The organism is Peptoniphilus harei (assembly GCF_016726485.1).
GTDB lineage: Bacteria > Bacillota > Clostridia > Tissierellales > Peptoniphilaceae > Peptoniphilus_A > Peptoniphilus_A harei.
In genome coordinates this window covers 1,437,336-1,464,188 of sequence record NZ_CP068103.1, presented here as the reverse complement: position 1 = coordinate 1,464,188, position 26,853 = coordinate 1,437,336, and the positions used below count along the sequence as shown (strand labels likewise).

General features: G+C 36.4%; 26 protein-coding genes, 1 tRNA gene and 1 pseudogene. 8 read left to right on the top strand and 20 right to left on the bottom strand.

What is annotated here, in order from left to right:
• Nucleotides 1–6 precede the first annotated feature (6 nt).
• From I6I93_RS06850 to I6I93_RS06840, 3 genes are read right to left on the bottom strand one after another with little or no spacing between them, the layout of a single operon-like run.
• Nucleotides 7–2,307, bottom strand: coding sequence for an ATP-dependent DNA helicase (locus I6I93_RS06850; protein WP_112889938.1), 2,301 nt, complete (start codon nt 2,305–2,307; stop codon nt 7–9).
• A gap of 27 nt (nt 2,308–2,334) precedes the next feature.
• Complete coding sequence (locus tag I6I93_RS06845; RefSeq protein WP_112889937.1) at nt 2,335–2,799, bottom strand: tRNA (cytidine(34)-2'-O)-methyltransferase; 465 nt, start codon at nt 2,797–2,799, stop codon at nt 2,335–2,337.
• The gene (locus tag I6I93_RS06840) at nt 2,793–4,349 is read right to left on the bottom strand and encodes an NAD(P)/FAD-dependent oxidoreductase (RefSeq protein WP_112889936.1); all 1,557 of its coding nucleotides are present in this window, start codon (nt 4,347–4,349) and stop codon (nt 2,793–2,795) included. The genes I6I93_RS06845 and I6I93_RS06840 overlap by 7 nt, the downstream gene beginning before the upstream one ends.
• A gap of 81 nt (nt 4,350–4,430) precedes the next feature.
• On the opposite strand from I6I93_RS06840, the gene lepB reads away from it, so the two are divergent.
• A complete protein-coding gene (gene lepB / locus I6I93_RS06835) occupies nt 4,431–4,949 on the top strand; it encodes a signal peptidase I (RefSeq protein ID WP_112889935.1) in 519 nt (172 codons plus the stop codon).
• Between the two features lie 10 nt (nt 4,950–4,959).
• Here lepB and I6I93_RS06830 read toward each other — a convergent pair whose 3' ends face one another.
• From I6I93_RS06830 to I6I93_RS06820, 3 genes are read right to left on the bottom strand one after another with little or no spacing between them, the layout of a single operon-like run.
• A complete protein-coding gene (locus tag I6I93_RS06830) occupies nt 4,960–6,114 on the bottom strand; it encodes a sensor histidine kinase (protein ID WP_112889934.1) in 1,155 nt (384 codons plus the stop codon).
• Nucleotides 6,101–6,775, bottom strand: coding sequence for a response regulator transcription factor (locus tag I6I93_RS06825; RefSeq protein ID WP_112889933.1), 675 nt, complete (start codon nt 6,773–6,775; stop codon nt 6,101–6,103). The genes I6I93_RS06830 and I6I93_RS06825 overlap by 14 nt, the downstream gene beginning before the upstream one ends.
• Entirely contained in the window at nt 6,772–7,248 is a 477-nt protein-coding gene (locus I6I93_RS06820) for a dihydrofolate reductase (RefSeq protein ID WP_112889932.1), read from the bottom strand. Before I6I93_RS06820 ends, I6I93_RS06825 begins: the two co-directional genes overlap by 4 nt.
• Nucleotides 7,249–7,394: 146 nt before the next feature.
• Between I6I93_RS06820 and I6I93_RS06815 the strand changes: the two genes are divergently transcribed.
• Nucleotides 7,395–7,468: transfer RNA gene (locus tag I6I93_RS06815), tRNA-Cys, on the top strand.
• A 122-nt stretch (nt 7,469–7,590) separates the two neighbouring features.
• Here I6I93_RS06815 and I6I93_RS06810 read toward each other — a convergent pair.
• From I6I93_RS06810 to I6I93_RS06800, 3 genes and pseudogenes are all read right to left on the bottom strand, one after another.
• The gene (locus tag I6I93_RS06810) at nt 7,591–8,046 is read right to left on the bottom strand and encodes a VOC family protein (RefSeq protein WP_070702394.1); all 456 of its coding nucleotides are present in this window, start codon (nt 8,044–8,046) and stop codon (nt 7,591–7,593) included.
• 553 nt (nt 8,047–8,599) lie between these two features.
• Nucleotides 8,600–9,056, bottom strand: a pseudogene (gene tnpA, locus I6I93_RS06805) (IS200/IS605 family transposase).
• A 185-nt stretch (nt 9,057–9,241) separates the two neighbouring features.
• Nucleotides 9,242–10,507, bottom strand: a complete 1,266-nt coding sequence (locus I6I93_RS06800; protein ID WP_112889931.1) for a Glu/Leu/Phe/Val family dehydrogenase — start codon at nt 10,505–10,507, stop codon at nt 9,242–9,244.
• 416 nt (nt 10,508–10,923) lie between these two features.
• On the opposite strand from I6I93_RS06800, the gene I6I93_RS06795 reads away from it, so the two are divergent.
• Nucleotides 10,924–11,808 carry a YitT family protein gene (locus I6I93_RS06795; RefSeq protein ID WP_112889930.1) on the top strand — a complete coding sequence of 295 codons (885 nt, stop codon included), beginning with the start codon at nt 10,924–10,926 and terminating at the stop codon, nt 11,806–11,808.
• A 239-nt stretch (nt 11,809–12,047) separates the two neighbouring features.
• Here the strand turns inward: I6I93_RS06795 and I6I93_RS06790 are convergent, their stop codons facing one another.
• The 4 genes from I6I93_RS06790 to I6I93_RS06775 are packed head-to-tail and all read right to left on the bottom strand — an operon-like array spanning nt 12,048 to nt 16,841.
• Nucleotides 12,048–12,743, bottom strand: coding sequence for a CPBP family intramembrane glutamic endopeptidase (locus I6I93_RS06790; RefSeq protein WP_112890577.1), 696 nt, complete (start codon nt 12,741–12,743; stop codon nt 12,048–12,050).
• Nucleotides 12,736–13,275 (bottom strand): 5-formyltetrahydrofolate cyclo-ligase, encoded by a 540-nt coding sequence (locus tag I6I93_RS06785; RefSeq protein ID WP_112889929.1) that lies wholly within the window; start codon nt 13,273–13,275, stop codon nt 12,736–12,738. The genes I6I93_RS06790 and I6I93_RS06785 overlap by 8 nt, the downstream gene beginning before the upstream one ends.
• Complete coding sequence (locus I6I93_RS06780) at nt 13,268–15,871, bottom strand: PD-(D/E)XK nuclease family protein (protein ID WP_112889928.1); 2,604 nt, start codon at nt 15,869–15,871, stop codon at nt 13,268–13,270. The genes I6I93_RS06785 and I6I93_RS06780 overlap by 8 nt, the downstream gene beginning before the upstream one ends.
• A complete protein-coding gene (locus tag I6I93_RS06775; RefSeq protein ID WP_112889927.1) occupies nt 15,852–16,841 on the bottom strand; it encodes an RluA family pseudouridine synthase in 990 nt (329 codons plus the stop codon). Before I6I93_RS06775 ends, I6I93_RS06780 begins: the two co-directional genes overlap by 20 nt.
• 73 nt (nt 16,842–16,914) lie before the next feature.
• On the opposite strand from I6I93_RS06775, the gene I6I93_RS06770 reads away from it, so the two are divergent.
• Nucleotides 16,915–17,601: an endolytic transglycosylase MltG gene (locus tag I6I93_RS06770; RefSeq protein ID WP_112889926.1), complete on the top strand. Its 687-nt coding sequence runs from the start codon at nt 16,915–16,917 to the stop codon at nt 17,599–17,601.
• 126 nt (nt 17,602–17,727) lie between these two features.
• On the opposite strand, the gene tnpA (I6I93_RS06765) is transcribed toward I6I93_RS06770, so the two are convergent.
• Entirely contained in the window at nt 17,728–18,201 is a 474-nt protein-coding gene (gene tnpA / locus I6I93_RS06765; protein WP_112889581.1) for an IS200/IS605 family transposase, read from the bottom strand.
• A 1,446-nt stretch (nt 18,202–19,647) separates the two neighbouring features.
• On the opposite strand from tnpA (I6I93_RS06765), the gene I6I93_RS06760 reads away from it, so the two are divergent.
• From I6I93_RS06760 to I6I93_RS06745, 4 genes are all read left to right on the top strand, one after another.
• Nucleotides 19,648–20,733, top strand: coding sequence for a M24 family metallopeptidase (locus tag I6I93_RS06760; protein WP_112890576.1), 1,086 nt, complete (start codon nt 19,648–19,650; stop codon nt 20,731–20,733).
• A gap of 606 nt (nt 20,734–21,339) precedes the next feature.
• Complete coding sequence (locus tag I6I93_RS06755; protein WP_112889925.1) at nt 21,340–21,591, top strand: type II toxin-antitoxin system RelB/DinJ family antitoxin; 252 nt, start codon at nt 21,340–21,342, stop codon at nt 21,589–21,591.
• Nucleotides 21,588–21,965: a type II toxin-antitoxin system death-on-curing family toxin gene (locus I6I93_RS06750; RefSeq protein ID WP_112889924.1), complete on the top strand. Its 378-nt coding sequence runs from the start codon at nt 21,588–21,590 to the stop codon at nt 21,963–21,965. The genes I6I93_RS06755 and I6I93_RS06750 overlap by 4 nt, the downstream gene beginning before the upstream one ends.
• Nucleotides 21,966–22,385: 420 nt before the next feature.
• Entirely contained in the window at nt 22,386–22,661 is a 276-nt protein-coding gene (locus tag I6I93_RS06745) for a hypothetical protein (RefSeq protein ID WP_112889923.1), read from the top strand.
• A gap of 143 nt (nt 22,662–22,804) precedes the next feature.
• Here I6I93_RS06745 and I6I93_RS06740 read toward each other — a convergent pair whose 3' ends face one another.
• The 6 genes from I6I93_RS06740 to I6I93_RS06715 form a co-directional block, all read right to left on the bottom strand.
• On the bottom strand, nt 22,805–22,951 hold the full coding sequence (locus I6I93_RS06740) for a YvrJ family protein (RefSeq protein WP_083315543.1): 147 nt from the start codon (nt 22,949–22,951) through the stop codon (nt 22,805–22,807).
• Between the two features lie 11 nt (nt 22,952–22,962).
• Complete coding sequence (locus tag I6I93_RS06735; RefSeq protein WP_112889922.1) at nt 22,963–23,181, bottom strand: DUF2922 domain-containing protein; 219 nt, start codon at nt 23,179–23,181, stop codon at nt 22,963–22,965.
• Between the two features lie 73 nt (nt 23,182–23,254).
• Nucleotides 23,255–23,476: a DUF1659 domain-containing protein gene (locus tag I6I93_RS06730; RefSeq protein ID WP_112889921.1), complete on the bottom strand. Its 222-nt coding sequence runs from the start codon at nt 23,474–23,476 to the stop codon at nt 23,255–23,257.
• An 84-nt stretch (nt 23,477–23,560) separates the two neighbouring features.
• Nucleotides 23,561–24,037: a peptidoglycan recognition protein family protein gene (locus tag I6I93_RS06725; RefSeq protein WP_112889920.1), complete on the bottom strand. Its 477-nt coding sequence runs from the start codon at nt 24,035–24,037 to the stop codon at nt 23,561–23,563.
• An 11-nt stretch (nt 24,038–24,048) separates the two neighbouring features.
• Nucleotides 24,049–24,801, bottom strand: coding sequence for a sigma-70 family RNA polymerase sigma factor (locus I6I93_RS06720; RefSeq protein WP_112889919.1), 753 nt, complete (start codon nt 24,799–24,801; stop codon nt 24,049–24,051).
• A gap of 1,437 nt (nt 24,802–26,238) precedes the next feature.
• Nucleotides 26,239–26,730 (bottom strand): hypothetical protein, encoded by a 492-nt coding sequence (locus tag I6I93_RS06715; RefSeq protein WP_146740970.1) that lies wholly within the window; start codon nt 26,728–26,730, stop codon nt 26,239–26,241.
• Nucleotides 26,731–26,853: the final 123 nt, after the last annotated feature.

The following is a 26,853-nucleotide window of genomic DNA, read 5'->3' as shown; positions in this document are numbered from 1 at the left end:
GTGATTTTAATTACCTTTCTCTTTCGTAAAGTTTTCTAAAATCAAATTCATTTGATCTAGCTTTTCATAATCAAAAATTTGCCAGTGGTGAGGAAGTAATAAATTATATGGTGGGAGTGAAAATCTCTTGTCTATTAAGAGAATCTTCCCCCTATCATCTTCTGTCCTTATGACCCTGCCTGCTGATTGGATGACCTTGATCATGCCTGGATAGATGTAGGCGTACTCGTAGCCCCTTGAGTATTTTTTTTGGAAGTGGGACTTTAAAATATTTCTCTCGTAAGAAAGTCCAGGCAGGCCAACACTTATTATGGCAACTCCCCTTAGTCTTTCCCCAATTAAGTCTATGCCTTCAGAGAAAACTCCTCCCATAACTGCAAAGGCCCTAGTTGATGATGAGAAGGTAAAGTTGTTTAAAAATTCTTCCCTCTCTCCTTCTGTCATTTCTCTTTCTTGCTTGATGACATCTCCATAAATTTCTACATATCTCTCATAGACTGCTTCCATGTAGGAATAGGATGGGAAGAAGAAAATATAATTGCCATCATCTTGGGAAAATTCTCTGAGGTTATCAATTATTTCGTCAATTGATTCTTCCCTGTCCCTATAAACTGTAGAAATTTTATTGTTGCGAAGGACTAAAAGATTTTTTGGGTCAAAGGGAGATTCAATCTTATAGTAGGAAGTTTCTTCGTCTGCCCCCAGAAGTTTTCCATAATACTTAATTGGGTTTAGGGTTGCAGAAAAAAATATGGAAGACCTTGGTGCCTTCAAAATATTTTTAAAGATTGGAGCAATGTCAAGGGACTTTATCCTTATCTTGTCCTCGTCCTTTATGGAAACAAAATCCTTGTTATAGTACTCCAAAATTTTGATGTAGTTAAAGAGGGCAAAATAAATATCCAAGGCTTCTTCATAATCTTCTTGGTCCTTGTCCTTGGTCAAAAAGTCGTTCATGGAAAAAACTGTCTTCTCCACTTCCCCATTAAATCCGATAAAAGACTCATAAGAATAAAAAGTCTTGCGTGAGTCCAACTTTTGAAATTCTTCAAGGGCTTGAGTCAAGTGTCTTCTCGCTGCCTTCCTCTTTTTTGGCAAGATCTCCCTTAATCTTTCAAGGTCAGGAATAGAAACTTCTGCCGAATACATATCCCGCCCCCTTTCAAGGAGGTTGTGGCTCTCGTCAACTAGGAGGGTGAACCTCAGCATGGAATTTTCAAAAAATCTCTTTAGATATACTGTTGGGTCAAATATGTAATTGTAGTCGCAGACAATAAAGTCAGAAAAGTCTAGTAGGTCAAGCTGGTATTCAAAGGGACAAACCATGTGGAGCCTTGCAAACTTTTCAATATTTTCTCTTGTAAAGTTGTCGCAGGCATCAAAGATGTCGATTATAGCATCATTGACCCTGTCAAAGTGACCTTTGGCATAGGGACAGTCCTTGGGATTGCAGGCGACCTTGTCGTTGATGCAGATCTTGTCCTTGGCTGTGACAATTGTAAGCTTTAACCTGAGTTTTTTATTTAAAAGTCTTTCAAGTCCGTCCTTGGCTGCGTTTTTACCAGTAGACCTTGCCACAAGGTAAAAGGCCTTGTCAATCTTGTCCTCTCCCATGGCCTTAATTGTTGGAAATATTGTGGAGATTGACTTGCCAATCCCCGTTGGGGCTTCAACAAACAGTTTATTTTCATCATCAATGGTGTTATAGACTGCAACAGAAAGTTCTCTCTGCCCCTTCCTAAAGGACTTAAAGGGGAATTTTAATTTTTTTATAGACTGGTCCCTTGTGTCCTTCCACTCAACTATCCTTTTTGAAAACTCAAGATATTCCACAAGAGTTCCCATGAAAAAATCACGAAGTTCTCCAAAAGTGAAAGTCTTTTTTATGTTTAAAATTTCTTCTGACTCCAACTGATAGTAAGTCAGCATGACATTTATCTCATCAAGTTCATGGTCCTTGGCATAGATGTAGGCATAGCACTTGGCTTGGGCCCAGTGCATTATGTTTTCTTCTTTCTCAAGGTCCTCTAGCTCCCTTGTAGTTGATTTAATTTCATCAACTGTCACTTGGTCTGTGACCTCAATCCCATCGGCACGGCCCTCAACAGTAAAATTTATTCCCTCAATTTCTTCTGTGGTCCTCAAAAAAACTTCTGTCAAGAAGTCCTTGGAGTATTCTCTTTGGACCTTTTGATGTGCCTTGATCCCTTCCACAGCCCTCTTGTTGGAAAAGAATCTCCTGTCTATGTCGCCAGACCTCTTGACGAATTCTATTAAATTTCTTACAGAGATTCTTACTTCCTTCACAATAAATCCTTTCTATTATTTATAAGCTTATTCTAAATCTAAAAAATCAAGTTGCCTTAGGGCTTCAAACAAAATTATATTTGCAGAGTTTGATAGGTTCAAACTCCTGCCAAAGTCTTTTAACATAGGAATCCTTATGGCATTTTCATAATTTGCAAAAATTAAATCTTCTGGCAGACCACGAGTTTCTGGACCGAAAACGATAAAGTCCCCATCCTTGTATTCAACATCTGTGTACTTTTTCTTTGCCTTAGTCGAAGCAAGGTAGAAGTTGTTATCAGGATACTTTTCCACAAGTTCTTCATAGGAATCGTAATAAGAAATATCCACAAGATGCCAGTAGTCAAGGCCTGCCCTCTTTAGATGCGTGTCATCAACAGAAAAACCCAGGGGCCTTATGAGGTGGAGCCTTGACTGTGTAAGTCCACAAGTCCTAGCTATGGCACCTGTGTTAAAGGGAATTTCTGGTTCATAAAATACTATATTTAACATGATTTATCTCCTTCTAAAATTTCTATGGCACACTTTATCCCGTCAAGGGCAGAAGAAATTATTCCACCAGAATAACCTGCTCCCTCCCCAATGGGATAGAGGTTTTTATATTTTTCGGTCCTGTAATTTTCTCTCACAATTCTCACTGGGGAAGAAGTCCTAGTTTCAACACCAGTTAAGATTGCATCGTCACTTGCAAAGCCCTTTACCCTCTTGTCCATAACCTTTAGGGCATTTTTTATAGCCTTGTTAATAGATTCTGGATAAATTTCATTTAGGTCGGCAAAGACATATCCTGGTATAAAAGTCGGCTTGACCTTACCAAGCTTTTCTGTAACTTTACCTTCCATAAAGTCCCCTAGCCTTTGGACTGGGGCCTTGCCTCCTCCCATTTCATAGGCATTTTTTTCAATCTCATTTTGAAAGTTCATGCCAGCAAGATTTCCCTGACCATAAATTTTTTCGTCTATTGTTGCAACTACAGCCGAGTTAGAATTGTCCCCATCCCTGTCGTGGTAGGACATTCCATTTACGCAAACTTGTCCCTCAATGGAAGAGGAGTTGACAACATAGCCACCTGGGCACATGCAAAAAGTATAAACTGAATGATCAAAGTCCTTATCAGTTACATTTAATTGATAAGTTGCTCCTGGCAGTTTATCTGAATTCATCCCAAATTGAGCAAGCTCAATATCCTTTCTCAGGTGTTCAATCCTAAAGCCAACTGCAAAAGGCTTAGACTCAATAAGTCCATGGCCATCTAGGGTCCTAAAAGTGTCACGTGCAGAATTTCCAAGGGCCAAGATGTAGGCATCGGCTTTATAGTCACCCTTGTCGGTTATAATTTTACTAACCTTTCCTTCTTCAAGCTCAAAGTCCAAAAACTTCTCGCTAAAGTGGTAGGTCCCACCTAAGTCTTCAATTTCTTTTCTCATGTTTTTTATGACGTCACGCAAGATATCTGTCCCAATGTGAGGCTTTTGCTCATAGAGAATTTCTTCTGGAGCACCATGGTCAACGAAGATATCGAAAATCTTACCCATCCTCTTGTCCTTGGAACGTGAAGTCAACTTTCCATCAGAAAAAGTTCCTGCTCCACCTTCCCCAAATTGGACGTTGGACTCCTCATTTAAGACTCCTTTTTTGTGGAGTTCTTCAATGTCTTTGACCCTTTCGTCAACTGGCTTCCCCCTCTCAATTAGGGTCACTTTGACACCCTTCTTTGCAAGGAGGTAGGCTGCAAAAAGTCCTGCAGGTCCAGTTCCAACAATTACTGCTGACTTGACTCCATTTTTGTTTTCAACTTGAAGCTTCTCTTCCTTAAAGACTGCCAGATTATTCTTAAGTCTCTTTTGGACTTTCTTGTCTATTTCATCAAGATCTAAGCCAATGACAACTTGGTAGACAAAATTCAATCCCTTCCTTGCATCGAGAGATTTTTTGTAAATCTTAAAGTCAAAATCCTTCTTATTTATTTCTTTTTCTATTTTCTCCCTCAAAAACCCTTGGTCCTTGTCATAGGGAATTTTTATATTTCTTAAAATTATCATTTTTTCACCAAGGACATTATAACACGAAAAAAGTCTCTTTTATCAATTCTCACAAATGCTATAATGAAAGAGGAGGTAAATATGCAAAAAGATTATTCATACATAAAAGTTATAATTATTGCTGTCCTTCTCGCCCTTTTTGTAAGAAGCTTTCTTTTTAACGTGGTGAGAGTCCAGCAAACATCAATGTATCCAACAGTGAAGCCCAATGACATAATCCTCTCTTCTTCCCTCTACAGGTTCAAAAAAGATTACAAAAGAGGGGACATAATTGTCTTCAAGTCTCCTTCAGAGAAGAAGATGTTAATCAAAAGAATTGTTGGACTTCCTGGAGAGAAAGTCGAAATTTACGACGGATCAATTTACATTGATGGAAAAATTTTAGAAGAAAAATATTTTGAGGAAAAACCCTACACCCTGTCTCCCACAAGAGTCTTTAATGTAAAAGAAGATGAGCTCTTTGTCCTTGGCGACAACAGAAGCCCCAGAGGGTCTGTTGACTCAAGAGAATTTGGACCAATTAAGATAAAAAGTATAAGGTCCCATCCCTTCTACAGGATTTTTCCACTAAATTCAAAAAAATTTATAAATAATTATTAAAAAAGAGACCTCACTGGGTCTCTTCTTTTATTTTAGGAAGTCTCACATCAAAGACTGTCCCCCTTATTTCTCCATCTTCATTTACATTGTCACTAATCAGGACTTTGCCGCCTAACTTTTCTACAATATTTTTCACAAGATTTAGGCCAATTCCATAGCCACCAGTCTTTTTATTTCTCGATTCATCTATCCTATAAAATAAATCAAAAACTTTTTCCCTATCTTCTTCATCAATCCCAGGGCCTGTGTCTTTGACATACATAAAATAATTTTCATCATCTTCAGAGAAATCAAAGACCACATCTCCTCCATCTCTATTGTAAGAGATGGCATTCTTCCCAAGATTGTAAAGAACCCTCTCCAAGAGGATATCGCTGGTGTAAATTTCTTTACTCGCCACTTTAGAAATTATTCTTATACTTTTATCTTCAGCTAGTTCTTCCAAGTCAAAGGCAATTTCTTCCACCAAGTCTCTTATGTTAAAATTTCTTAAAACTGCATTTTCCCTTCGATTTAAAAATAAAAGTGACTCAATAATTTTTGAAATCCTGTCGATATTCTCATCAAAATTTTCCAGAAGTTCCTTTAATTCTTGGTCTTCAATTTTATTTTTCATTAGATAAATCTCAAGAGAAGACTTCATAACAGCCACTGGGGTGTTTAGCTCATGGGCAATAGATGATGACAGGGCCTTCTCCCTTGCATAGGACCCATAAATCTTATCCATAGACTTTTGAAAGGCAAGAGACAGGTCACTAATCTCCTGTGACTGACCAGGCATGTAGATATTTTCTTGGTTCCTTACATTGTCAATGTCAATTTCTTGGACCCTCTCCTTTAATTCCTTTAAGGGCTTAAGGCTTCTAGAAACTAAAAAATAATAAACCAAGGACCCAAGGGCAATGGTAGACCCCATAACTATTAGGGAAAAGTTTTTAATCTCCCTTGTGGACTTTAACTTTGAGTCTTCAAGGACAATAAAATAATCTTCATTTCCCCTCTTTGTCTCTTCCACTATAAGTTTTTCCCCTATGTCTTGGATTCTCTTTTCCTGATACCTTCCAATAATATAATTGGAAGTCGCCGTCATTATAATAAAAATTAAAATAATTGAAAGGATAAGTTTGAAGATAAGAGTATTCTTCACATTTTTAATTTTCTTCATCAATAATGTAGCCCTTTCCAATTTCATTTCTTATAATATTTTTGCCAAGCCTGTCCTTTAGCTTTCTCCTAAGAGCAGACATGTGAACCCTCACAACATTGGAGAAGAGGTCCACCTCATCATTCCAAACATGGTCCATTAACTCTTCAGCAGTTACATACCTTCCCAAATTAAAAAATAAATATTCCAAGATCCCAGCTTCCTTGGCAGTTAACTTTAGAGGCTCTTTATTTATTGTGAAGGTCCTCTTTATTGTGTCAAACTCAACTCCATGGGCCCTTATAAGAGAGTCACTAATTGAGGTCTTACGTCTCAAAAGGGACCTAATCCTCGCCTTTAATTCCTCAAAATGGAAGGGTTTTAAGATATAATCGTTGGCTCCCAGATCAAGTCCCCTAACCCTGTCGTCAACATCTGATAGGGCAGTTAACATTATGACATTGACCTCCTTGTCACGGTCTCTTATCTCTTCCAAGATTTCAAAACCATTCTTTCCAGGCAAGTTTATATCCAAGATTATAAGGTCATAAGAATTTGTAAAGGCCATAAAGGACCCCTCATCTCCGTCTAGGGCAGTATCAACTGCGTAGCCTGAGTGAACTAGACCTTCCTTGATGGACTTTAAAAGTTTTTCCTCATCTTCAACAATTAAAATTTTCATTTTTCCCTAACCCATTTTTCATGGTAGACCTTGTAATTTGGATCTTTTATTTCTGTCTTATCAACTAATTTGAAATCGTCAAAATCTGGTATAAAGGTATCAGCACCTTCCACTACTGTGTCCACTCTTGTCACAATAAGTTCGTCAATCCTATCCCAAAGGAGTTTGACAATTTCTGCCCCACCAATGACAAAGACTTCCTTGTTTGGATATTTTTTTATAATTTCATCAAGCTTTTCCTCTGAGTCTACGTAGAACAAGTCTTCCTTATCTTCTTTCTCTGACCTAGTGAAGACTACAGATATCCTATTGGGAAGTTGCCTTCCAATATCGTCAAAAGTCTTACGTCCCATTACAATAATATTATTTGTAGTGTAGTTCTTGAACATCTCAAGGTCATCATCAACAAACATAATTTGCTCGCCATCTTTGGCAATGGCATTATTATTATCAACTAAAATTAGTAGTTTCATTTCGTCCTCCTTTAATTGTCCTTAAAAATATAATATCCTAGAAGTCTCACTATGCCTAGGATTTTTTATCTTCTCTTCCTATTTAAATTTTAAATCAAATTTTCACTTGTAATTTTTTTCATTGTCTGCTATACTAATGTTGTTATGGCGACATAGCCAAGTGGTAAGGCACGGGTCTGCAACACCCTTATCACCGGTTCAAATCCGGTTGTCGCCTCCATAATAAAAAGTCTACTGAATTTTTCAGTAGATTTTTTTTTGCATTTTTTTATTTTTTATAAGTCATGAATTCTTTAGTCCCAATAATTTCTTATTAGCTCAATCTCCCTTATAAATTTAACTTTAGTCAAGAGACTCAATAGCTTCGAGGATATTCCCATCGGGATCATAAAAGTAAAGGGCCTTGCTCTTGCCAAAGCCATATTCTGTGGAGTCAAAAACTTGTGGCGAAGACATGACTCCTACTCCCTTATCAAGTAAGTCCTTATAAAATCCTTCTATATCTTCCACCCCAAAACAAAGTTCTGATATTGAAGTCTTAAAAAGTGAAGGCTCATCATCTTTAACTTCTCCTCTTTCAAACTCAATAAGTTCAACATCAGGACAGCCTTCTCCTGTCATGGGACTTAGGTAGGCAACCTTGGCCCTTATGTCTTTGCCATTGAAGAGCCTGTCTGTTGACTCACCCTCCATATACATGTATCCCTTGTAGTCAAGTCCAAGGACATCCCTATAAAATTCAATTGATCTGTCAAGGTCCCTAACCGTTAGTCCAATGTGGGCTATATTTTTTATCATTAAATTACCTCCTTAAAGGTCTTCTTCCTTAATGATAACAAGTTGCTAGGTCCTAGTCAAAATTGGACCTGGTTTTATTGAGATTATTACCATAAAAATTAATATCTTATAGAAATTTATAATTTCAAAAATATAAGTTGATGGAAACTTGGGAAGTCACAAAAAATTGTTAATCCATAAAAATTTACTAAATCACAAAAAATTACGAAACTACGAAAAATTATTAGGTCATAAATTTTTATAAACTAGTAAAAAATTATTAAGTCATGGAAATTTATTAACTAATAAGAGTTTTCTAAATCATAGTTACTTATAAGCCTACAAAAAATATGACCTGAGAAAAAATTCCCAGGTCACAAGTATTTATAAAGTTACAAAGATTTAATTAACAATAACTTATAATTAATAATTAAAAAATCCCTTCCCAATAAAAATAAACACAATAAAAAATCCACCGGCGTAGCCGGTGGTTTTGCTTTTGCGGTCCAAAGGACCTTTTTTACTAGCTGCGCCTCAAGGACGCTTGTGGTTTACCACTTGCAATCTCTACTTGCTAACCCCTAAAGGGGTCTGTATTGTCCATGGTTATCTGACCACTTAATTCATCTTCTTTAAGTTGGTTGTGAATATACTCTTTTATTGCTTTTGTATTTTTGCCTGCTGTATCTACATAGTATCCTCTGCACCAAAATTGCCTTCCCCTATATTTGTATTTTAAGCTACCCCATTTGTCATATATCATTATGCTGCTTTTCCCTTTTTAAAAATCCCATAAAACTAGACACACTCAATTTTGGTGGTATCTCTAGCAACATGTGTACATGATCTGGACAAACTTCTGCTTCTATTATGTTAACACCCTTCCAGTTGCAAAGCTCTCTTAATATTGCACCTATTTCCAATCTTTTACTTCCGTAAAATACTTTCCTTCTATATTTTGGAGCGAACACTACATGGTATTTACAATTCCATTTTGTGTGTGATAAACTATGTGTATGATTTAAATTCATAAAAAACCTCCTGTTATTTTTGTGTTCTGGTAAACCACAAATTTATTTTAACACGGAGGTCTTTTTATTTTTTGTTATTCATCGCTAAAGCTAAATTGAACCCCCGGTCCAACCGGGGGTATTCTAATTACAAAAAAACCGCAAGATAACTTGCGGCTTTTTTAGCATTTATTTAACTGTAGGGATTAATACCATCCTCTAAGTTTCATAGCTTTGTCAATTGATTGGATAGCGTACATGTAAACTCCTTCTCTAGGAACTACATCAAATTCGTCACAAACGCCGAATACGCCTTCGATAGCTTTCATCATGTCAGCTTCTTGTTTTTCTTCTACTTCAGCTTCTGTCCAGTACATTCCGTATTGGTTTTGAACCCATTCGTAGTAAGAAACTAGAACTCCACCAGAGTTAGTTAAGATGTCTGGAGTAAGTTTGATTCCTCTTTCAGTAAGAACCTTGTCTCCTTCTGGAGTTGTAGGACCGTTAGCTGCTTCACAAACTAATTTAACATTAAGTTTTTGAGCAACGTCACCAGTAATTACGTTTTCTAGAGCTGCTGGAATTAAGATATCCCATTCGCCTGTCCAGAAATCATCAGCTGAGATTTGTTTTGCATCTGGGTAGCCGATTAGTGTGTGGTGTTCGTTCTTGTAATCAAGAAGTTTTTTGAAGTCTAGTCCATTTTCATTGTATAGAGCGTAGTTTCCTTCTTTTTTGTCCCATTCAGCTAGAGCGTAAACTTTTCCGCCTTGTCTTTCAATGTTTTTAACTGTGAAAGATCCAACGTTACCGAAACCTTGAACTGCAATCTTAGCGTGTTTGAAGTCAATTCCTTCACGTTTAGCAGCTTCTCTAGTTACTACTGCAACACCAAATCCTGTTGCTTCGTTTCTTCCTTCAGATCCACCAAGTCCAACTGGTTTACCTGTGAAAGTTCCTATATCTTGTCTGTCTCCGCTTAGTTTGATGTATTCATCAATGAACCAAGACATAATTTGTCCGTTAGTGTTAACGTCTGGAGCTGGAATATCAATTCTTTCTCCAAGGTATTTGTGAAGTCCTCTTACCCAACCTCTTGAAAGTTGTTCTAATTCTCTATCAGAAAGTTCTGATGGGTCAACACAAATTCCACCTTTTCCTCCACCGTATGGAAGGCCAAGTGCGCCACCTTTGAAAGTCATCCAAAGTGAAAGAGCCTTAACTTCGTCAAGGTTTACATTTGGATGGAATCTACATCCACCTTTAGCAGGACCAACTGCTGTTGAGTGAGCTGATCTCCAACCTTTGAAAACTTTAACTGAACCATCATCCATCTTTACTGGAATAGAAATTTCAATTACTCTTTCAGGTTCTTTTAGAATTTCATAAACAGCTGGGTCACAACCTAGCTTGTCACATGCAGCCTTAACTTTTTGTTGAGCTGCTACTAACGGATTTAAAGTATCTGTCATTTTTAACACTCTCCTTTATGTATAATCATGATAACCATTTCTTACAGTCTTAATTATAGCAAATAGAAATATTAAGTTCAAGCAAGGCCACTAAGTTTAACTAATTGTTTGAAATTATAATTTTAGTTTAATCATTTTATTTTTTTTTGCCCTTATTAATTCAATTCGTAAACAATGGCCCTTTTTTTATTATTTTTAGTCTATATTTTTATTCTTAAGAAATTTATCTTTATACTTAAAAAATCTTAGATTTTTCAGTCCTGTAATCATTTTCATTAACTTGCTAAAGCCTTAAGGCTCCAAGCTTTCTCATTACATTTTACCAATTTTTTCTCCATATAAGATCCTTCTATTTAATAAATTTATAGCTTATAATTTCCTTTAATATAGTGTATCATAACAACTGAGGTGATAGTGTGAACTTACAAAAAGTTAGTCTAAAGGACTGGTTTTTTTCTAAAACATTTGGCAGGAAATTGCTTTCTGTAATCTTTTGTAGCATAATAACTGCCTTTTCAATTACATATATTATTAAACCCAACCTACTTATATCGGGAGGACTCACAGGTCTATCAATTTTGACTTCCAATGTCACAGGCCTTAGCCTTCCCCTACTAGTCTTCTTGTTGAACCTTCCAACATCAATTTTAAGTCTCATATTTTTAGATAAGGACTTTACATTTTTTTCAACCCTTGTAATTTTTCTTCTATCTATGTTCATTTCCTTTTTCGAAAAACTTGCCCCAGGATTTTATCTCACTCAGGAGCCCATCCTTGCCTGTATCTTTGGTGGCCTCTTAAATGGAATTGGCGCAGGCTTTGCCTTTAGGAATGGAACATCAACTGGTGGTCTCGACATAATAGCCGCTATATTAAAGAAGAAATTTAACATAACTATTGGCAACGTCCTAATGGCCATTAACCTCATAATAGTTTCTTGCCTTGGTTACCTTTACTCCATTGACAAGGTTCTATTCACACTTATCCTAATGTTTATTAACTACACTGTTATTGATAGGATCCAATTGGGAGTTGGCAAGCAAAAGCAAGTCCTAATTATTTCTGATTATAATGAAGAGATTGCAAAGGAAATTTATGCAGAAGTCCACAGGGGAGCAACTTATATTAAGGGAGTGACTTCCTACAAGAAGAAGGACGTCTACATCCTCTACGTTGTCTGCTCTTCAAGACAACTTGTCAAGCTTAGGCAAATAGTAAAACACACTGACAAGGATGCCTTTGTCACAGTTTCTGACACATCAGAAATCCTTGGCAATGGCTTCAAGGAAATTTCAATTTAATTTTACGAAATAAAAAAACCACGATTATCAAGTCGTGGTTTTTGTTATTTTTACAAGCTTATTTAGTTTTTTAATTTTCTAGTTTTTCATGGCTCCATAATAATCTACAAAGTCACATTTTTCTATAAATTTATTAAGATTTACAAAGTCACATTTTTTTCACGACTTTATAATAATTTACTAACTCATAATTTTTCATAACTTCATAATAATTTATAAAGTCACAAACATTTATAAATTCAAGCCATTTGTCCTGCTGCCAAGTAAATCCAAATCAAGACCCAGTCGTAAATCATGTGGACTAGGTAAGTCACTGTCAAGTTCTTTGACAAGACATAGGACATGGAAAGTCCAGTTCTAATTATGGAAATCACAAGGACTGCCTGGACAATGTTGAAGTTGTAAGTTGAAAGGTGCATGGCCCCAAAAATCACTGATGACACAAGTATTGCCACAAAGGTCTTTAACTTATCATTCTTTGTCCTCATCTTGTTAATAACAAACAAGAAGGGGATGATAAAGATAATTTCCTCGGCAATAAACTGAACCATAGTGGAAACAATAAACCTCTTTATATTTTCATCAGTCAAAATATCAAAAATTGGATTAGCTGAACCTTGGACTCCCATTTGAGCCATTACAATTGATGCAAAAATTACTGCCACAAAAGAAAATCCAAGTCCTATTAATATATATAAGAGGTCTTTCATCTTGAGGGGCAAGAAAATTTTTAAAATAAATCTCCTGTCCACCACCCAAAGGGACATTAGGGACAAGACACTTATCAAAAGGGCCATGAGGATTTCATTTTCAATCCCAAAAAGAGCAAAGACCAAGCTAACTAAGAAGAAGGACCCTATGGCAAGGAAGAGGGACAGGACCCACTTCCAAGTCTTGGCTTCTATTCTTGGATAAGTCCTTTTATACTTATTCAAATTCAATCAGCCCTTCTTCAGTCAAAAGATATTCCAAGGCTTTATCATAATCTTCGTGAACAAGGCTTTCCACATATTGGTCAGAATATCCAATCCCCATCCTCACTGTGTCTACCTTGGCGAAGAACTTGTCATAGTAGCCTCCACCGTAGCCAAGCCTGTATCCTTCCTTGTCAAAGGCAAGTCCCGGTGTAATAGTTAAGTCCACATCTGTCACTTCATCTCCAGATTTTGGTTCCAAGATTCCCATCTTGTTTGGCTCAAGGTCATCAATCCCCTTTACTTCAACAGCAATCATCTCACTGCCCTTTACAAGGGGAACTAAAAGTTTCTTCCCATCAGCCAAGATGTCTTCAATTATTCCTCTTGTATCAACTTCAGACTTATAAGAGATAAAAACAAAAACAGATTTTGCCTTCTTGTAGATATCAAGTTGTCGCAAGTTATCTCTTATTAGCCTATCCTTACCTTCCTTGTCCTCAACATCTGCTCTTACTTTTGTATATTTCTTTCTCAATTCTTTTTTATCCATTAAAATTCTCCTTGTTCTCACAAATCTCTAGGTAATCACAATTCTTGCAGTCACTTGAAGACTCATAGTCCCCAGACCTTATAGAAGAAGCCAGTCTCCCTATCTCATCTTCAAATTTATTTAGGAGTTCATTTAAGTCTTCCTCTGTGAAATAATATTGTCCCCTATCGTCCTTTGGCAGGATGTCGGAATTTTTTATCACAGTGGAAACTTCTCCCCTCTTGACTGACCCGTAGGCCGCCATCGATATATTCTTACCCAGTTTTTTTCTACCTATAGCATAAAGAGGCATTTGGAAGGACTTTAGCTCTTCAATTTCTTTTTTCTTTTTCACCGAAGACCTCTTGTAGTCCATGAGGATTTCATTGTCACCAAGGGCATCAATCCTGTCAATCCTTCCCCTTATCTTTAGACCAGCAATTTCAGTTTCAAAGCCCTCTTCAAAATAAGCTGGCTTGTAACCATACTTGGCCTGGCCCTCCAAGTCCTTCTTTATATAATCTCCAAGGATCCTTTGAGAATTTAGGACAGAAACTTTATCCAAGAAGGAAAGATCATCAAAGTCTCCAAGATTTTCAACTTCCAAAATAATTTTTAACAAACTGTCTTCATTAAAGTCATCTTCTTTTTTGAAATACTTTTCCAAAACCCTGTGGTATTTTTCTCCCAGGTCAAGATAAAACCTGTCTTCATAATCTTTTTCCAACTTGCCTATCCTGTAGACCCTCTCAAAGAGAAAGCGTCTCGGGCAGTCCTTTAGGATGTCAAAGTCCGTTACAGAGTAAGGCCTTTCAGAAATCTTCTTGTTAATTTCCCCAAGCTCTCTATCATCAATTATATAATTGTGGTCCTTGACCTCCCTTGTCCTGTAAAGCCTTCCCGTCTCATAAATTTTCTCAACTTCAAGGACTTCTAGGTCCAAGTCAAAAATTAAAGAGTTTAAGACTTTTGAAAAACCTCTTTCCCTATCGCCAGTTAGGATCAAGACCTTTTCTGCCACAAGTAAATCATAAATCAAATAAAAATAGTCTCTCTTAAAATTATCCCTTACAAGTCCAAGGTCTTCCATGGCCCCTTGAGTCTCCTTCTTGTAGATGAAATTTGCCTTCTTGTCCTCTTGGTAGGAGTGGTCAAAGCCTATTAATATTAAATTTTTAAAGCCCCTATAATAATTGGAAGCCTGACTTGAGATTTCTAGACCTTCAAGGTTTTGGACCTCATCAAGCCTAATCTTTTCCATATATTTTTTTAATATCAAGACAAAGTCATCAAGGTCTATGGACTCATAAAAATCTCCCAAGCCCTCCATTTTTATAAGGACCTCATCAAGTTCTTCCAAAAATCTCCCGTCACGTCTTCTTGGACTTTCAGGATTTCTCTTTAAGTCATTTTCAATTTTTCCCCTGGCAGTCTCCAGATAGTTTTTGAAAAATTCCAGATAATAAGTCACATCTTCCTTTTGAAGAATATTCTCATCCTGAAGAAGTTGGACTCCACTTAAAAAATCATCCAGTTCTCCCTCATTTAGCCTAAGGTCCTTGATCCTAGAAAAATCTATGTCTCCTAAATTTTTAAAATTATAGGCCATAAGACTTGCTTCTAGATTTGTGACATCAAGTGGCAAAGGGAAATAGGAAAGACGAACTCTTTTCAAGGTATTTTCCTTGGACTTGTCGAGAAAATAATCTAAAAGCGTGATAAATTCCCTTTCAAGTAGGGACCTTTCCTTCCTTGGAAGGTTAAATTCTAGACCTTCAAAGCCTTCCCTTTGGCGAACTTTTTCTGAAAGACTAGGAGAACCACTTAAAATTGTCAGGTCACTAACTTTTTCTTCCTTTAAAAGTAACTTCAAGTTAGAAAAAAATAAGTTATAAAAATTATCTTTTGAAGACAATATTTTTATCTTTTCTCTATCAATTTCCTTTTTGTAATCAAGACCTTCTCTTTCCTCAAGTTCAAAGCCAAGGCCTTGCAAATTTTTTATAAGTCCATCCACAAGGTCTGACTCCATAAAATTAAAGGGGATGTCTATAAAAATATTTTTCCCATCAAGTCCCGACAAAATTTTTATTATCTCTTCTTCGGACTTGCCAAACTCCAAAAATCCAGAAATAATTATGGTGTCAAACCTAGTCCCCCTAATGGCCTCTTCCTTGACTCTCCCGTAAATGTCAAAGGACCTGGCTGCAAAATATTCCCTATAAATATCAAAGACTCTCCCCAAATCTTTGAAAATTTTCCCGGGAATCTTCTCAATATCACTTGATCCCAAATAATTTTCTGCAATGTCATCAAAAAAATCCAAAATTATATCCACAGTTTCTGGAAAAATTTTAAGATCACTTAAGTTTTCCTTGAGAATCTTTGAAAGGACAAGGTATTTTAAAACAGAATCAGGCCTCTTTGCCCTATTTCTTCTTCCAATTCCATCAAAGGTCTCGAACTCAGTCTTATTTATGTCCATGCCCCTGCCCAGCATGTCCCTTATGTAAAAATTTATGGCAGATTGAGAGGGCAAGATAAATAAAGTCCTCTCGCCCTTTAATTTTTCAAATCCTAAGTCTTCCCTGGGAGACCTAAAAATTATTTTCTTCATTTAATAAATCACCTAAATTTATCTTAAAAATATCCTCGGCTATGGTCTTCATCTTTCCATCAGGTAGGTAGACAAAGGACTTGTCTTTTAGATTTTTAAAATCATCTGACTCAAAAACTATGGCATAATTGTGGAGGAACTGCGAGTCCAGTCCCCTCTCCCTAAAGACCTTGTTGGTCCTAGGGTCCCCATACTTCCTGTCCCCAACAATGGCGAGGCCCTCTTCCTTCAAGGATGCCCTAATTTGGTGGGTCCTGCCAGTAATTAGGTTGACAGAAAGAAATGAGTAGTCTTTGTTAGACTTAAGGACCCTAAACTTTGTAAGAGACCTCTTGCCCTCATCTCTTGAGGCCTTTTTCATGACATTGTTCCCAGTCTTTTTAAGGTTGATGTCAACATCAAAATCTTTTTTGACTTCTCCAGCCACAAGAGTGACATAGAGTTTTTTTATCTCCCTATTTTTTATGGCCTTATTCAAGTCCTGCAAGGATTTCAAATTCTTTGCCCCAATTAAAATGCCAGAAGTGTTCCTGTCAAGCCTGTTGACAAAGGCAGGCCTAAAGGATTTCTCCAGCCTTGGATTATAATCTCCCTTGGCAATGAGATAGTCCACCATCCTGTCAAGGGCATTGTCCTGGTATCCCTTAGAATCATTGTGAGTGAGCATGTTGATGGGCTTCTTCACAAGTATTATGTCATCATCCTCATACAAAATATCTGGCAGTTTAGAATTTTTTGACTTCCTTATATCTTTTTTGAACTTCTCAATAGTTTCCTCTGCCAAAAATAATTTTATCTCGTCCCCATCACTTAAGATGTCCTCGGGCTTGGCCTTCTTCCCATTGACTTTAATGTTTTTCTTTCTCAAATTTTTATAAATAAAGGAAAGAGGAGCCTTTTCAAAATAGATTTTCAAAAACCTATCCAGCCTTCTTCCCTCGTCATTTTTATTAATAATAATTTTTCTCATAAAATCTCCAAACTTTTCATTTTAAGCCTTTGCTGATATAATTATATCAAAACATGATGAAAAGAGGTTTATTTTGAATAATTTTAACAAAGGCAAGCTCTTTTTTATTAAACTCTGCCAAGTTTTATTATCAATACTTTTCTTCTTATTCCTAATTTTTGTAATCAAGTGGAGGATGGATTCCCTTTACCTAAATTCAATTTCCACAAAAGATATAAAAATTGGAATAGTTGACGAAGTTAAAAAAACTTATGGAGAGATCCTTGTAGCAACAGGCCTAAGAGAAGAAAAAGCTGTTAAGCCCGTTGTCCTATTGGATGAAGATAAAAAAGACGAAGAAGATGAAAATGTAAATACCTTTACAGTTCCTGAAGGAACAAATCTAGATAGCCTTGGAGAACTTTTAATTTCCAAGGGTCTAATCGCAGACATGGCAACTTATAAGGACCTTGCAGAAGATATGCAAATTGGGGACAAGATTGTCCCAGGAGCCTATGAGTTTGACAAGGACATGAAGGTAAAAGAAATCCTTGCAGAAATTGCAGGCATTGAACTCAAGACTTACAAGCTAAACATAGCTGAAGGCGAAGGACCTGCCCAAGTAGGCAAAAAGCTACTTGACCTAGGAGCCATAGAATCAGACAAGGCCTTCGTGGAAGAATGCAATAGATTGGGAGTCGCTAGCTTCCAACCAGGCGACCACGAATTTACCATGCCATCAAAAGTAGAAAATGTAATAAGAGAACTTACACAAAATTAAAAAAATCATAACCACCGGCTGAGCCGGTGGTTTGTTTTGCCCCTATAAGGGGCTGTTACCGGCAGCATTCCATGCTTCGAACTTTCTTTCTCGTGCACCAATTTTCACAGCTGGTGCTAAAGCACCTTATTTTTTGCTTTTGTTTACTTGCTCACCCGTAAACGGGTCAACAAATTCTTTAATGCTTATTTGATCTGCCATGTAATCTTCTTTTAATTGATTTTTTATATATTCTTGTATCTTTTTCACATTCTTTCCTGCTGTGTCTACATAGTATCCTCTGCACCAAAAATGTCTATTTCCATATTTATATTTTAAGTTTGCATGCCTATCAAATATTATTAGACTGCTTTTTCCTTTTAAATATCCCATCGTTTGAGATATGCTGTATTTTGGTGGAATTTCCAACAACATATGGATATGGTCTGGACAGCATTCCGCTTCTATTATATTTATTCCTTTTCTATCACATAAATCTCTTAATATTTTTCCTATATCTTGTTTTAATCTTCCATATATTAATTGCCTTCTGTATTTTGGAGCAAATACTACGTGATACTTACAATTCCATGATGTATGTGATAAACTATTTTTATCCATTTTAGGATACCTCCCTTTTCTATTTATGCTACTGCCAGTAACATTAATAGTTTATCACGGGAGGTTTTTTGCTTGAAGCTAAAGCTTATTTTCCTACCACCAGCATAGCTGGTGGTTTATTCATACTAAAGCGTACAATGAGAAAAATCTGTAGGAAACTACAGATTTTTTTATTTTTATAAAATTGTAAAATCTTAAAAAAAAGTTTTTAAAAGCTGACGCTTTTATATGTCTTATTGGAGGGGCTTAGGGGCATCGTGAAGCTTATAAGTAGAGACTTCGTCTTTAAAAACTAAAGCTTTAGATTGCTTTATAAAGATTTCATCTTTTAAAAAAACTTTTGTAAAGCAGAGCTTTACGGTTTCATATTGGAGGGGATTTATACCCATTCGGGCACGAGTGGCTTATTAGATCGCCCTTACCTGTGCCTGCGTGGCATCCCCTCCAAACCTCCCCTGAACACCCCCAACGACCTGGCAGGGGCCTTTGCCTACAACCCCGATCGGCAGCCATCCTAAAAATTCAAAACTTGCTCGCTTCAAATTGTTTCAAGCAAAAAACTAATAATCAATAGAGTCGAAACCACCTGACTCTTTTTTTATTTGCGAGCTTCGCGTGAACCTAATCAACTCAAAGTTCGCTACGCTCCTTTTCCTTGTAAGGTTCATCGACTGAGCAATAAATTGCTCAAGCACATTGAATTTTTTGACGGCTGTCTTGCCTTTCGGGGTTCTTCTCCTTATGTTTACGGTTTTACCTCTACATGGTTTTAAACTTATGTAAAGTTACTTAACAAAACATAACAATCTTAATAAATCTTTCATTAAAAAAACTTAAACAATAAAATGTTAAGCTTTATCTTTTTATAAATTTCTATTTAATTGTGACCTTGTATTTTTTTATAACTTCGTGACAAACTATGACTTAAGGATTAAATGTGAGCTTGTATTTTTTTATGACTTCTTAAGAAATTATGACTTGATAATTAGTTGTAGGGTGATAACTTTTCACAACTTCACTACAAAATTTAACTTTTGGTTTAAGCCGTGAGCTGATCGAGTGCCCCAGCTTGTTAAAGTCTAATAGGGTTGTAAATTTTGCCAATAAGCTAAATAGTTATAAGTTAGTAAGCAAAAAGTTCGGAGACGTTAAAAAAATTTCACTGTTTGAGCGAAGCGAGTTTGAAATTTTTAGTCGGAGGACTTTTTGCGTATTAATGGTTTAGGCCCCTGCCAGGACGAGGGGATAGGGGGGAGGTTTAAGGAGGGGGAAAGGGGCCTCGCCCGCCCCTTGCACCCCCTCCTTATAGAAACTTAAAACCTTAGGTTTTAGAAAAAGATTCTAAAGATTAAATCTTTTATTAGATTCTTAAAGACTAATTCTTTTCCCCATAGTCATATGGAGAAATTTGTGATATATTTTAAAAAAAAGAAAAAGGAGTACACTATGCACAAGAATAGAATTTATAGACTTATAAATAAAATGGAAGAAGAAAATCTTCACCACATGATAATCTCAGATCCCTACGCAATTTTTTATCTCCTAGACAAGATGATTGAGCCAGGCGAAAGAGCCCTTGCCCTCTACATCCACAGGGATGGGGACGTAAAACTCCTTATCAACGAGCTCTTCCCTCAAGAAGAAGAGGCTGGCGTGGACTTTATTTGTTACAACGACATAGAAGACGGAATCGAAAAACTTTCCAAGTTTATAAAAGATGACGAACTTATAGGAATCGACAAATTTTGGTCTGCAAAGTTCCTACTAAGATTACAAGAGATCTTCCCAGACAAAAAATATGTAAATGGATCAACAATAGTTGACCATGTGAGGAGAATTAAGGACGAGGAAGAAAAACAATTGATGCGTGAATCCTCTGCCATCAACGACAAGGTCATGGAAGAACTTATCCCTTGGGTGGTGAAGGGCCTAAGCGAAAAGGAACTTTCCCAAAAGTTAAAGGAAATCTACAAGGCTAACGGAGTAGAAGAAGTTTCCTTTGAACCAATCACAGCCTACGGAAGATCAGCAGCAGACCCCCACCACTCCACAGACAAGACTAAGGGAAAAGTCGGTGATTGTGTAGTCCTTGACATTGGAGGAATCTATAAAAATTACGCATCAGACATGACGCGTACAGTTTTCATTGGAGAGGTAAGTGACCGTGCCAGAGAAATATATGAAATAGTAAAAGAAGCCAACCTTAGAGGAATTGCAGCAGCAAAGCCTGGCAACAAGATGTCAGACGTGGACAAGGCCGCAAGATCTTATATAGAAGAAAAAGGCTATGGCAAATACTTTACTCACAGGACAGGCCACTCCATAGGACTAGAATGCCATGAAGAAGGCGACGTCTCATCAGTAAACGATAGCCTCATAGAAGTAGGACAAATCTTCTCCATAGAACCAGGGATTTATCTATTAGAAGAAGGAATTGGAGTTAGGATAGAAGATTTAGTCTTGATAACAGAAGATGGGTGCGAGGTGCTTAATAAAGTCTCTAAAGAGTTAAAAGTAGTACCAATGAACTAAAGAAAATTTCTTTAAGAATTTTTTGATAAAAGGATTTATTTAATAAGGTTTTTGTAAAGCCAAGCTTTACTATTCTTTATCCGGAGGGGGTTTAGGAAATCAATATAAAAGTTTTTAAAAGCTGACGCTTTTATATTCTTTATAAGGAGGGGGAGCCAGGGGCAGGCGAGGCCCCTGATCCTTAAACCTCCCCCCTATCCCATCGTCCTGGCAGGGGCCCGACCCACTAATACGCAAAAAGCCCTCCGACTATTAAATATAGGAACACAAATTGTCGCAAGCTCCAATTTGCGAACTGACCTACCAGCAATTTGCTTCACAAATTGGGTTAGGTCATGTCAACTCACTCGCGACCTTTGTCCGAACAGTGAAATTTTTTTAACTTCTCCGAACTTATTGCTTACTAACTTATAACTATTTCGCTTATTGGCAAACATTAAGACCGTATAACATTTCAACAAGCTGGGGCACAATTGCCAAGCTCATAACTAAATAGAAAATTATAAAAAGAAGAAGCTTGATAAAATTTATTAAGTTTCTTTTTTTATTATATTACATTGAAAAATATGTGTAATATAAGTATAATTACCTTAAGGAGCTGATGTTATGTCTAAAGTAAATTTAACTATTAGTATTGATAATAAGGATAAGGATTCTTTTAACGATTTGGTTTCCCAATTGGGTTTAAATGTTTCTTCAGCAATTAATATGTTTATTAAACAATCTGTGAGAGACCAAGCCTTACCTTTAAATCTAACTTTGAATCAAACCGATTTAGGAGCTTCAAAAAGTTTAGATGAAATTGCGGATAGCATTATGACTAAATATGATGAAGCTTTTAAGGAATTGGCAAAATGATTTATATTAATGTAGATGAAGTTATAAAACTTCAAGAAAAAAGTATATTTCTCTATGGTGGATCTTATGGAATAAGGGAAATGAACTTACTTAAATCTTCTGTCGAGAGTGTGTTCCAAACTTATGATGAAGTGGAGCTTTATCCGTCTACATTAGATAAGATAATTCAGGTTTCATATTCACTTATAGAAAATCATTGTTTTATCGATGGGAATAAAAGAATTGGAGTTATGGTGCTTTTGTACTTATTAGAAATCAATGAAATTCAACATAGTTTGAGCAATAAGGATGTTATTGAAATCGGACTTAAGGTAGCTAGTGGAGATATGGGAAAAGAAGAGTTTAAAAAGTTTGTAAAAGAAAGGTTATTGTAAAGATTTATTTTAAGAAGTCTTTCTAAAGCCTAAAGTTTTAAATTTCTATAAGTGGAATCACAGTTGCAAAGCTCACAATTGAATAAAAACTTATAAAAATATTAAGCTTAATTCTTTACTGATTAAGCTTTTTTTAATTCGGAAGTTAAATTAGATTATTACGTTTTGTTAAGTAACTCAACATAAGTTTGAAGTCATGTAAGGGTAAAACCGTGAACTAAGGTTGAAAAACCCCATAAGGCAAGACAGCCGTTAAGAAAATTCAATGTGCTTGAGCAATTTATTGCTCAACCGATGAACCTTACAGCGAAAAGGAGCGAAGCGAACTTTGAGTTGATTAGGTTCACGCGAAGCTCGCAAATAAAAAATAGAGTCAGGACTTTCTAACTCTATTGATTATTAGTTTTTGTTTGAAACAACTTGAAGCGAGCAAGTTTTGAATTTTTAGGATGGCTGCCGCTCGGGGTTGTTGGCAAAGGCCCCTGCCAGGTCGTTGAAGGTGTTGGGGGTGGCCCGGAGGGGGTACCATCCGGCACAAGCAGGACCAATCGAAAGGTCCTAACCCCCTCCGGAAAAGGGATAGTAAAGCTTGGCTTTACAAAAACCTTATTAAAGAAAAAACTTTTCTCCCTTTTTATAAAAAAGGACAAAAAAATAACCAAGCCAAAGCTTGATCTAAATTCCTACATAAAATAAAAATAAAATTTTAAATTATTTTTTCAAAATAAAACAAAAATACAAAAGAACCCATAAAAGAATTCTTTCCAGAGTTTTAAATTATTTTTCCAAAATAAACCAAAAACCTCTTTCCTCGAGTTTCTTAAACTCGAATCCCTTCCCTACTTCCCAATATCCTCAAGGGCCTTGGAAAGGTCCACAATAACTTCCTTTAGCTCCTCCATCTTTTTCTCCAACCTCACCAAGAGGTAACATGAGATGGCAATGGGAAAGCCAATGTTTGAAATGTTAGCTATTAAATCTTCCATCATAACAAACCTTATTGAAGAGCTTCTTCTTTTCTAGTGACTATCACTGACCCATTATAAGTCTTGATAAGACCTAGCTTACCTGAGACTAACTTGTTGTTTATGATATTATCAGTTACCCTCTTTACATCAGTCTCAACAATACCCTCTTGAGGATTTGAGATAGTTAAAGTCCAAGGCTTTCCGCCTTCATCAGTAAAACTTATCCTAAGTGATTTAGTTTCCTTCATAAAATTCTCCTTTCATACCAGTGAAACGCTCCAGCATCTCACAAAACAATAACTACAAGAACAAGACCAAGTCTTATTCAACCTTTCCTAAAATCTCTTCTGTAATTAGAGAAGAAGTAGCAAAGTCACCTTCAACAATAGGGTTGAGGTCTTCAGAAAGCTTATATAAATTATCCTTAGAAGCCTCAGAGTTAATACCACTGATTGTTACAGTTCTCTTCTTCGCCTTGCCAGAAGACTCATCAGTAAAAACTGACTTTAGCATTAGCTTAGATTCCTTAACTTGAACAGCCATTATTTTCACCTCCTACTATCTATATAGAATAAAATAAGAAAAGTTGCTAGGGTAAAATGAAATTATTTTAAAAAATTTTAAAAATTATAGAGAAGCCTTAAATTCCCACCACTTCTTCCAATTGTTATCAGACATAGAGCGGGGACAAATCTTGTGAGAAGCATCAAAGTGCCTTACCACCCTGTCAAGGGGAATATTATAAAAATCCATTAGAAACCTAACAATCTTTCTAGCATTCTCAAGAGCAGACTCATAATTGCCGTCCCTGTTGATGCAGATCTCCACCCCAATAGAATTAGAATTAGTGATCCCATACCTGCCATGACCATCGCCACAATGCCAAGAAGCATTAGCAGTCTCAACAGTCTCCACAATCCTCTTGTCATCCACAAAATAATGAGCAGAAGCCTGCCTGTTGCCACCATTAAAGTACCTGTAGTGAGCGATAGCATCAGCACCTACATTAGGATTGCCAGTGTCGTGGACCACAATATACCTTGGCCTTGCCTGACCCTGTCTCTTCATATAGTTGTAACGAATGAGTTTCTTTTCAATCAACATAAAATCACCTCCTATTTATAAGAATTTAAAATAAATTTACGCATATTCTCAAGACCAGTTCGCTTGAGGTTTACCACAGTCCACTTAGAAATGCCAAGAAAATCTGCAATCTCACTAAGACCTAGCCTTTCATAATAAAAGAGCCTTACAACAGTCTCCTGCCTTGGAGTGAGAGACTTCATGGCAGCCCTCACCAGGGCTGACTCCTCAGACTCCAAAAAGTCCCCCTCGATATCCACACCAGCATCGAGAGAATCCAAAATAGATTGGCCTTCCTCATCAGAATCATCATCGTGAATATCCATCTCCACATTAGTCAGGTACTTATAATTATTAAGATAAGTGTATCTCAAAAACTCCTTGACGTACTTCAAGAAGGACCTCTTCCCGTCAAAATCATCGAGACAAACAAGGACCATGACCCTGCCATCAGAATAAAGATCCTCAAACTCTGAATAAACTGGGCAATACTTCCTAATAGAAGACCTAATGAGGGGGTCTAGCATATGGAGAATCTTAGCCCTGGCTCTTTCTTCGCCGACAAGGGCGGACCTAAGGACCCTGTTAAAATCATCATAAGAAGTTTTTTCAAAAGGCCCAGGCCTTTTGGAATCTCCATTCTCCTTAAACTTATCAAAAGAATTAGAGTCCTTGGATCTAGTCACAAATCTTTCATTAATTAAACTTTCACTTTCAATATTCTTTTCATTATTAAAATTATCTTCTCTAATAACTTTCACATCTTCCTTTTCAAAAAATTCCATTTACCACTCCTCCTTTTTTTTATTCTTGAAAATATTATAGAACTTTTGTTTTGGCTTGTCAATCATTTGTTTAAACTTATTTTCTTTATAGAAAAATAGGAAAAGAATCTTTTGAAAATTATGGTAAAAGCTTCGCTTTTAAAGAGGTGTTTTATAAAGCCTAAGGCTTCTATTTATCTTTTTTATGTAAGAGATTTTGTCTTTAAAAAATTTCATAAAACCTAAGGTTTTGATTCTTCTTATTGAGGGGACTTAAAGAAGTTTTCTTTAAGAAATTTTTGTAAAGCTGGGCTTTACTATTTATCTTATGGAGGGGATTTAGGGCGTTTCGATTCGCCCTTATCCCCTCCATACCTCCCCTTAACACCCCCAACGACCTAGCAGGGGCTCGGCCCATTAATACGCAAAAAGCCCTCCGACTAAAAATTTCAAACTACTCGCTACGTTTCACTTCGCTCGCTCGAACAGTGAAATTTTTTTAACGTCTCCGAACTTTTTGCTTACAATCTTATAACTGTTTAGCTTATTGGCAAAGTTTATGACCTTATAAGACTTCAACAAGCTGGGGCGCTCCATTAGGTCATTTTTTGAGTATAAAGTTGTAATTCGTTGTGAAGTCACAAAAAAATTACAAGCTCACATTTAATTATTAGGTCATAGCTAGTTGTGAGTTCATAAAAAATTCCAAGCTCACACTTTTTTATTGGGTCATATTTTGTTATAACGTCAGAGTTTTTTATTAAGTCATAGAAAAATAGAACTTCACAAATAATTATGAAGTAATAAAAAAAAGAAGCCTAATCGATACAGACTAAGCTTCTATTGGTTTTAAACTTTATTCAATTTATTAAGCATTGGTAAGTAACTCAACATAAGTTTGAATTCGTGTAATGGTAAAACCGTAAACTTAAGGAGAAAAACCCCGTAAGGCAAGACAGCCGTAAAAAAATTCAATGTGCTTGAGCAATTTATTGCTCAGCCGATGAACCTTACAACGAAAAGGAGCGTAGCGAACTTTGAGTTGATTAGGTTCACGCGAAGCTCGCAAATAAAAAAGAGAGCCAGGTAGTTCTGACTCTATTGGTAAATTATTTTAAGTTTATAAAAGTTTTTAGCGAGCAAGTTTGACATGACCTTACCCAATTTGCAAAGCAAATTGATGGTAGGTCAGTTCGCAAATTGGAGCTTGCGACAATTTGTGTTCTTCTATTTAATAGTCGGAGGGCTTTTTGCGTATTAATGGGCCGAGCCCCTGCTAGGTCGTTGGGGGGTGGTCAGGGGAGGTTTGGATGGGATGCCACGCAGGCACAGGTAAGGGCCATCGAATAAGCCACTCGTGCCCGAATGGGTATAAATCCCCTCCAAGAGCAATTATAAAAGCGTAGCTTTTAAAAAAACCTCTTTCCAACTTTCTTTAAAGAAAAAATAAAGCAGACCTCAATCTGCTTCGTTTTTTATCCTATTCCATGTTTTGTTGAATATTTCTGTGTACTTGCTTATTATTTCTTTTCTTAACTCATCAATACTTTTTGTGTCATTAGAATCTTTATTCTCTTCACTATCTTCATCTTTAACAAAGTTCAATTCAACATTTAGTCCCTTTAAGTTTGCGTAATTATACAAGAGCTCTACAGCATCACGTTCATTTTTATTCTCATTCTTTTTCTTCTTTTCTTTATCTTCTTTCACATTTAAGTTGCTAATGATTAGGTAATAGAGTTCCCTTGCCCTATCTTTTTTATCCTTAAACCTATTAGTTACCTTAGGATTGCTAGTGATAGCCAAGAACTCTGCTAGGGCTTTTTGCATCTTATGTAACCACTCTATCCTCTCCCTAGTCACTATCTCCTTGTAAGTTTGTTTCTTGTTAAAGTAAAAGCCGACAAAGACACCAGTCACTGTAATAAGAGCTGACATTATTAAGCCCAAAGACTCTCCTATCTTGTTGTCTGGTATTAATTTTAAAATATTTGAATTATAGTAAAGAAAAATAAACAAGATCAAAATTGAAATAATGAGAGTGAATATGTAGATACAATAGGATTCTATAAA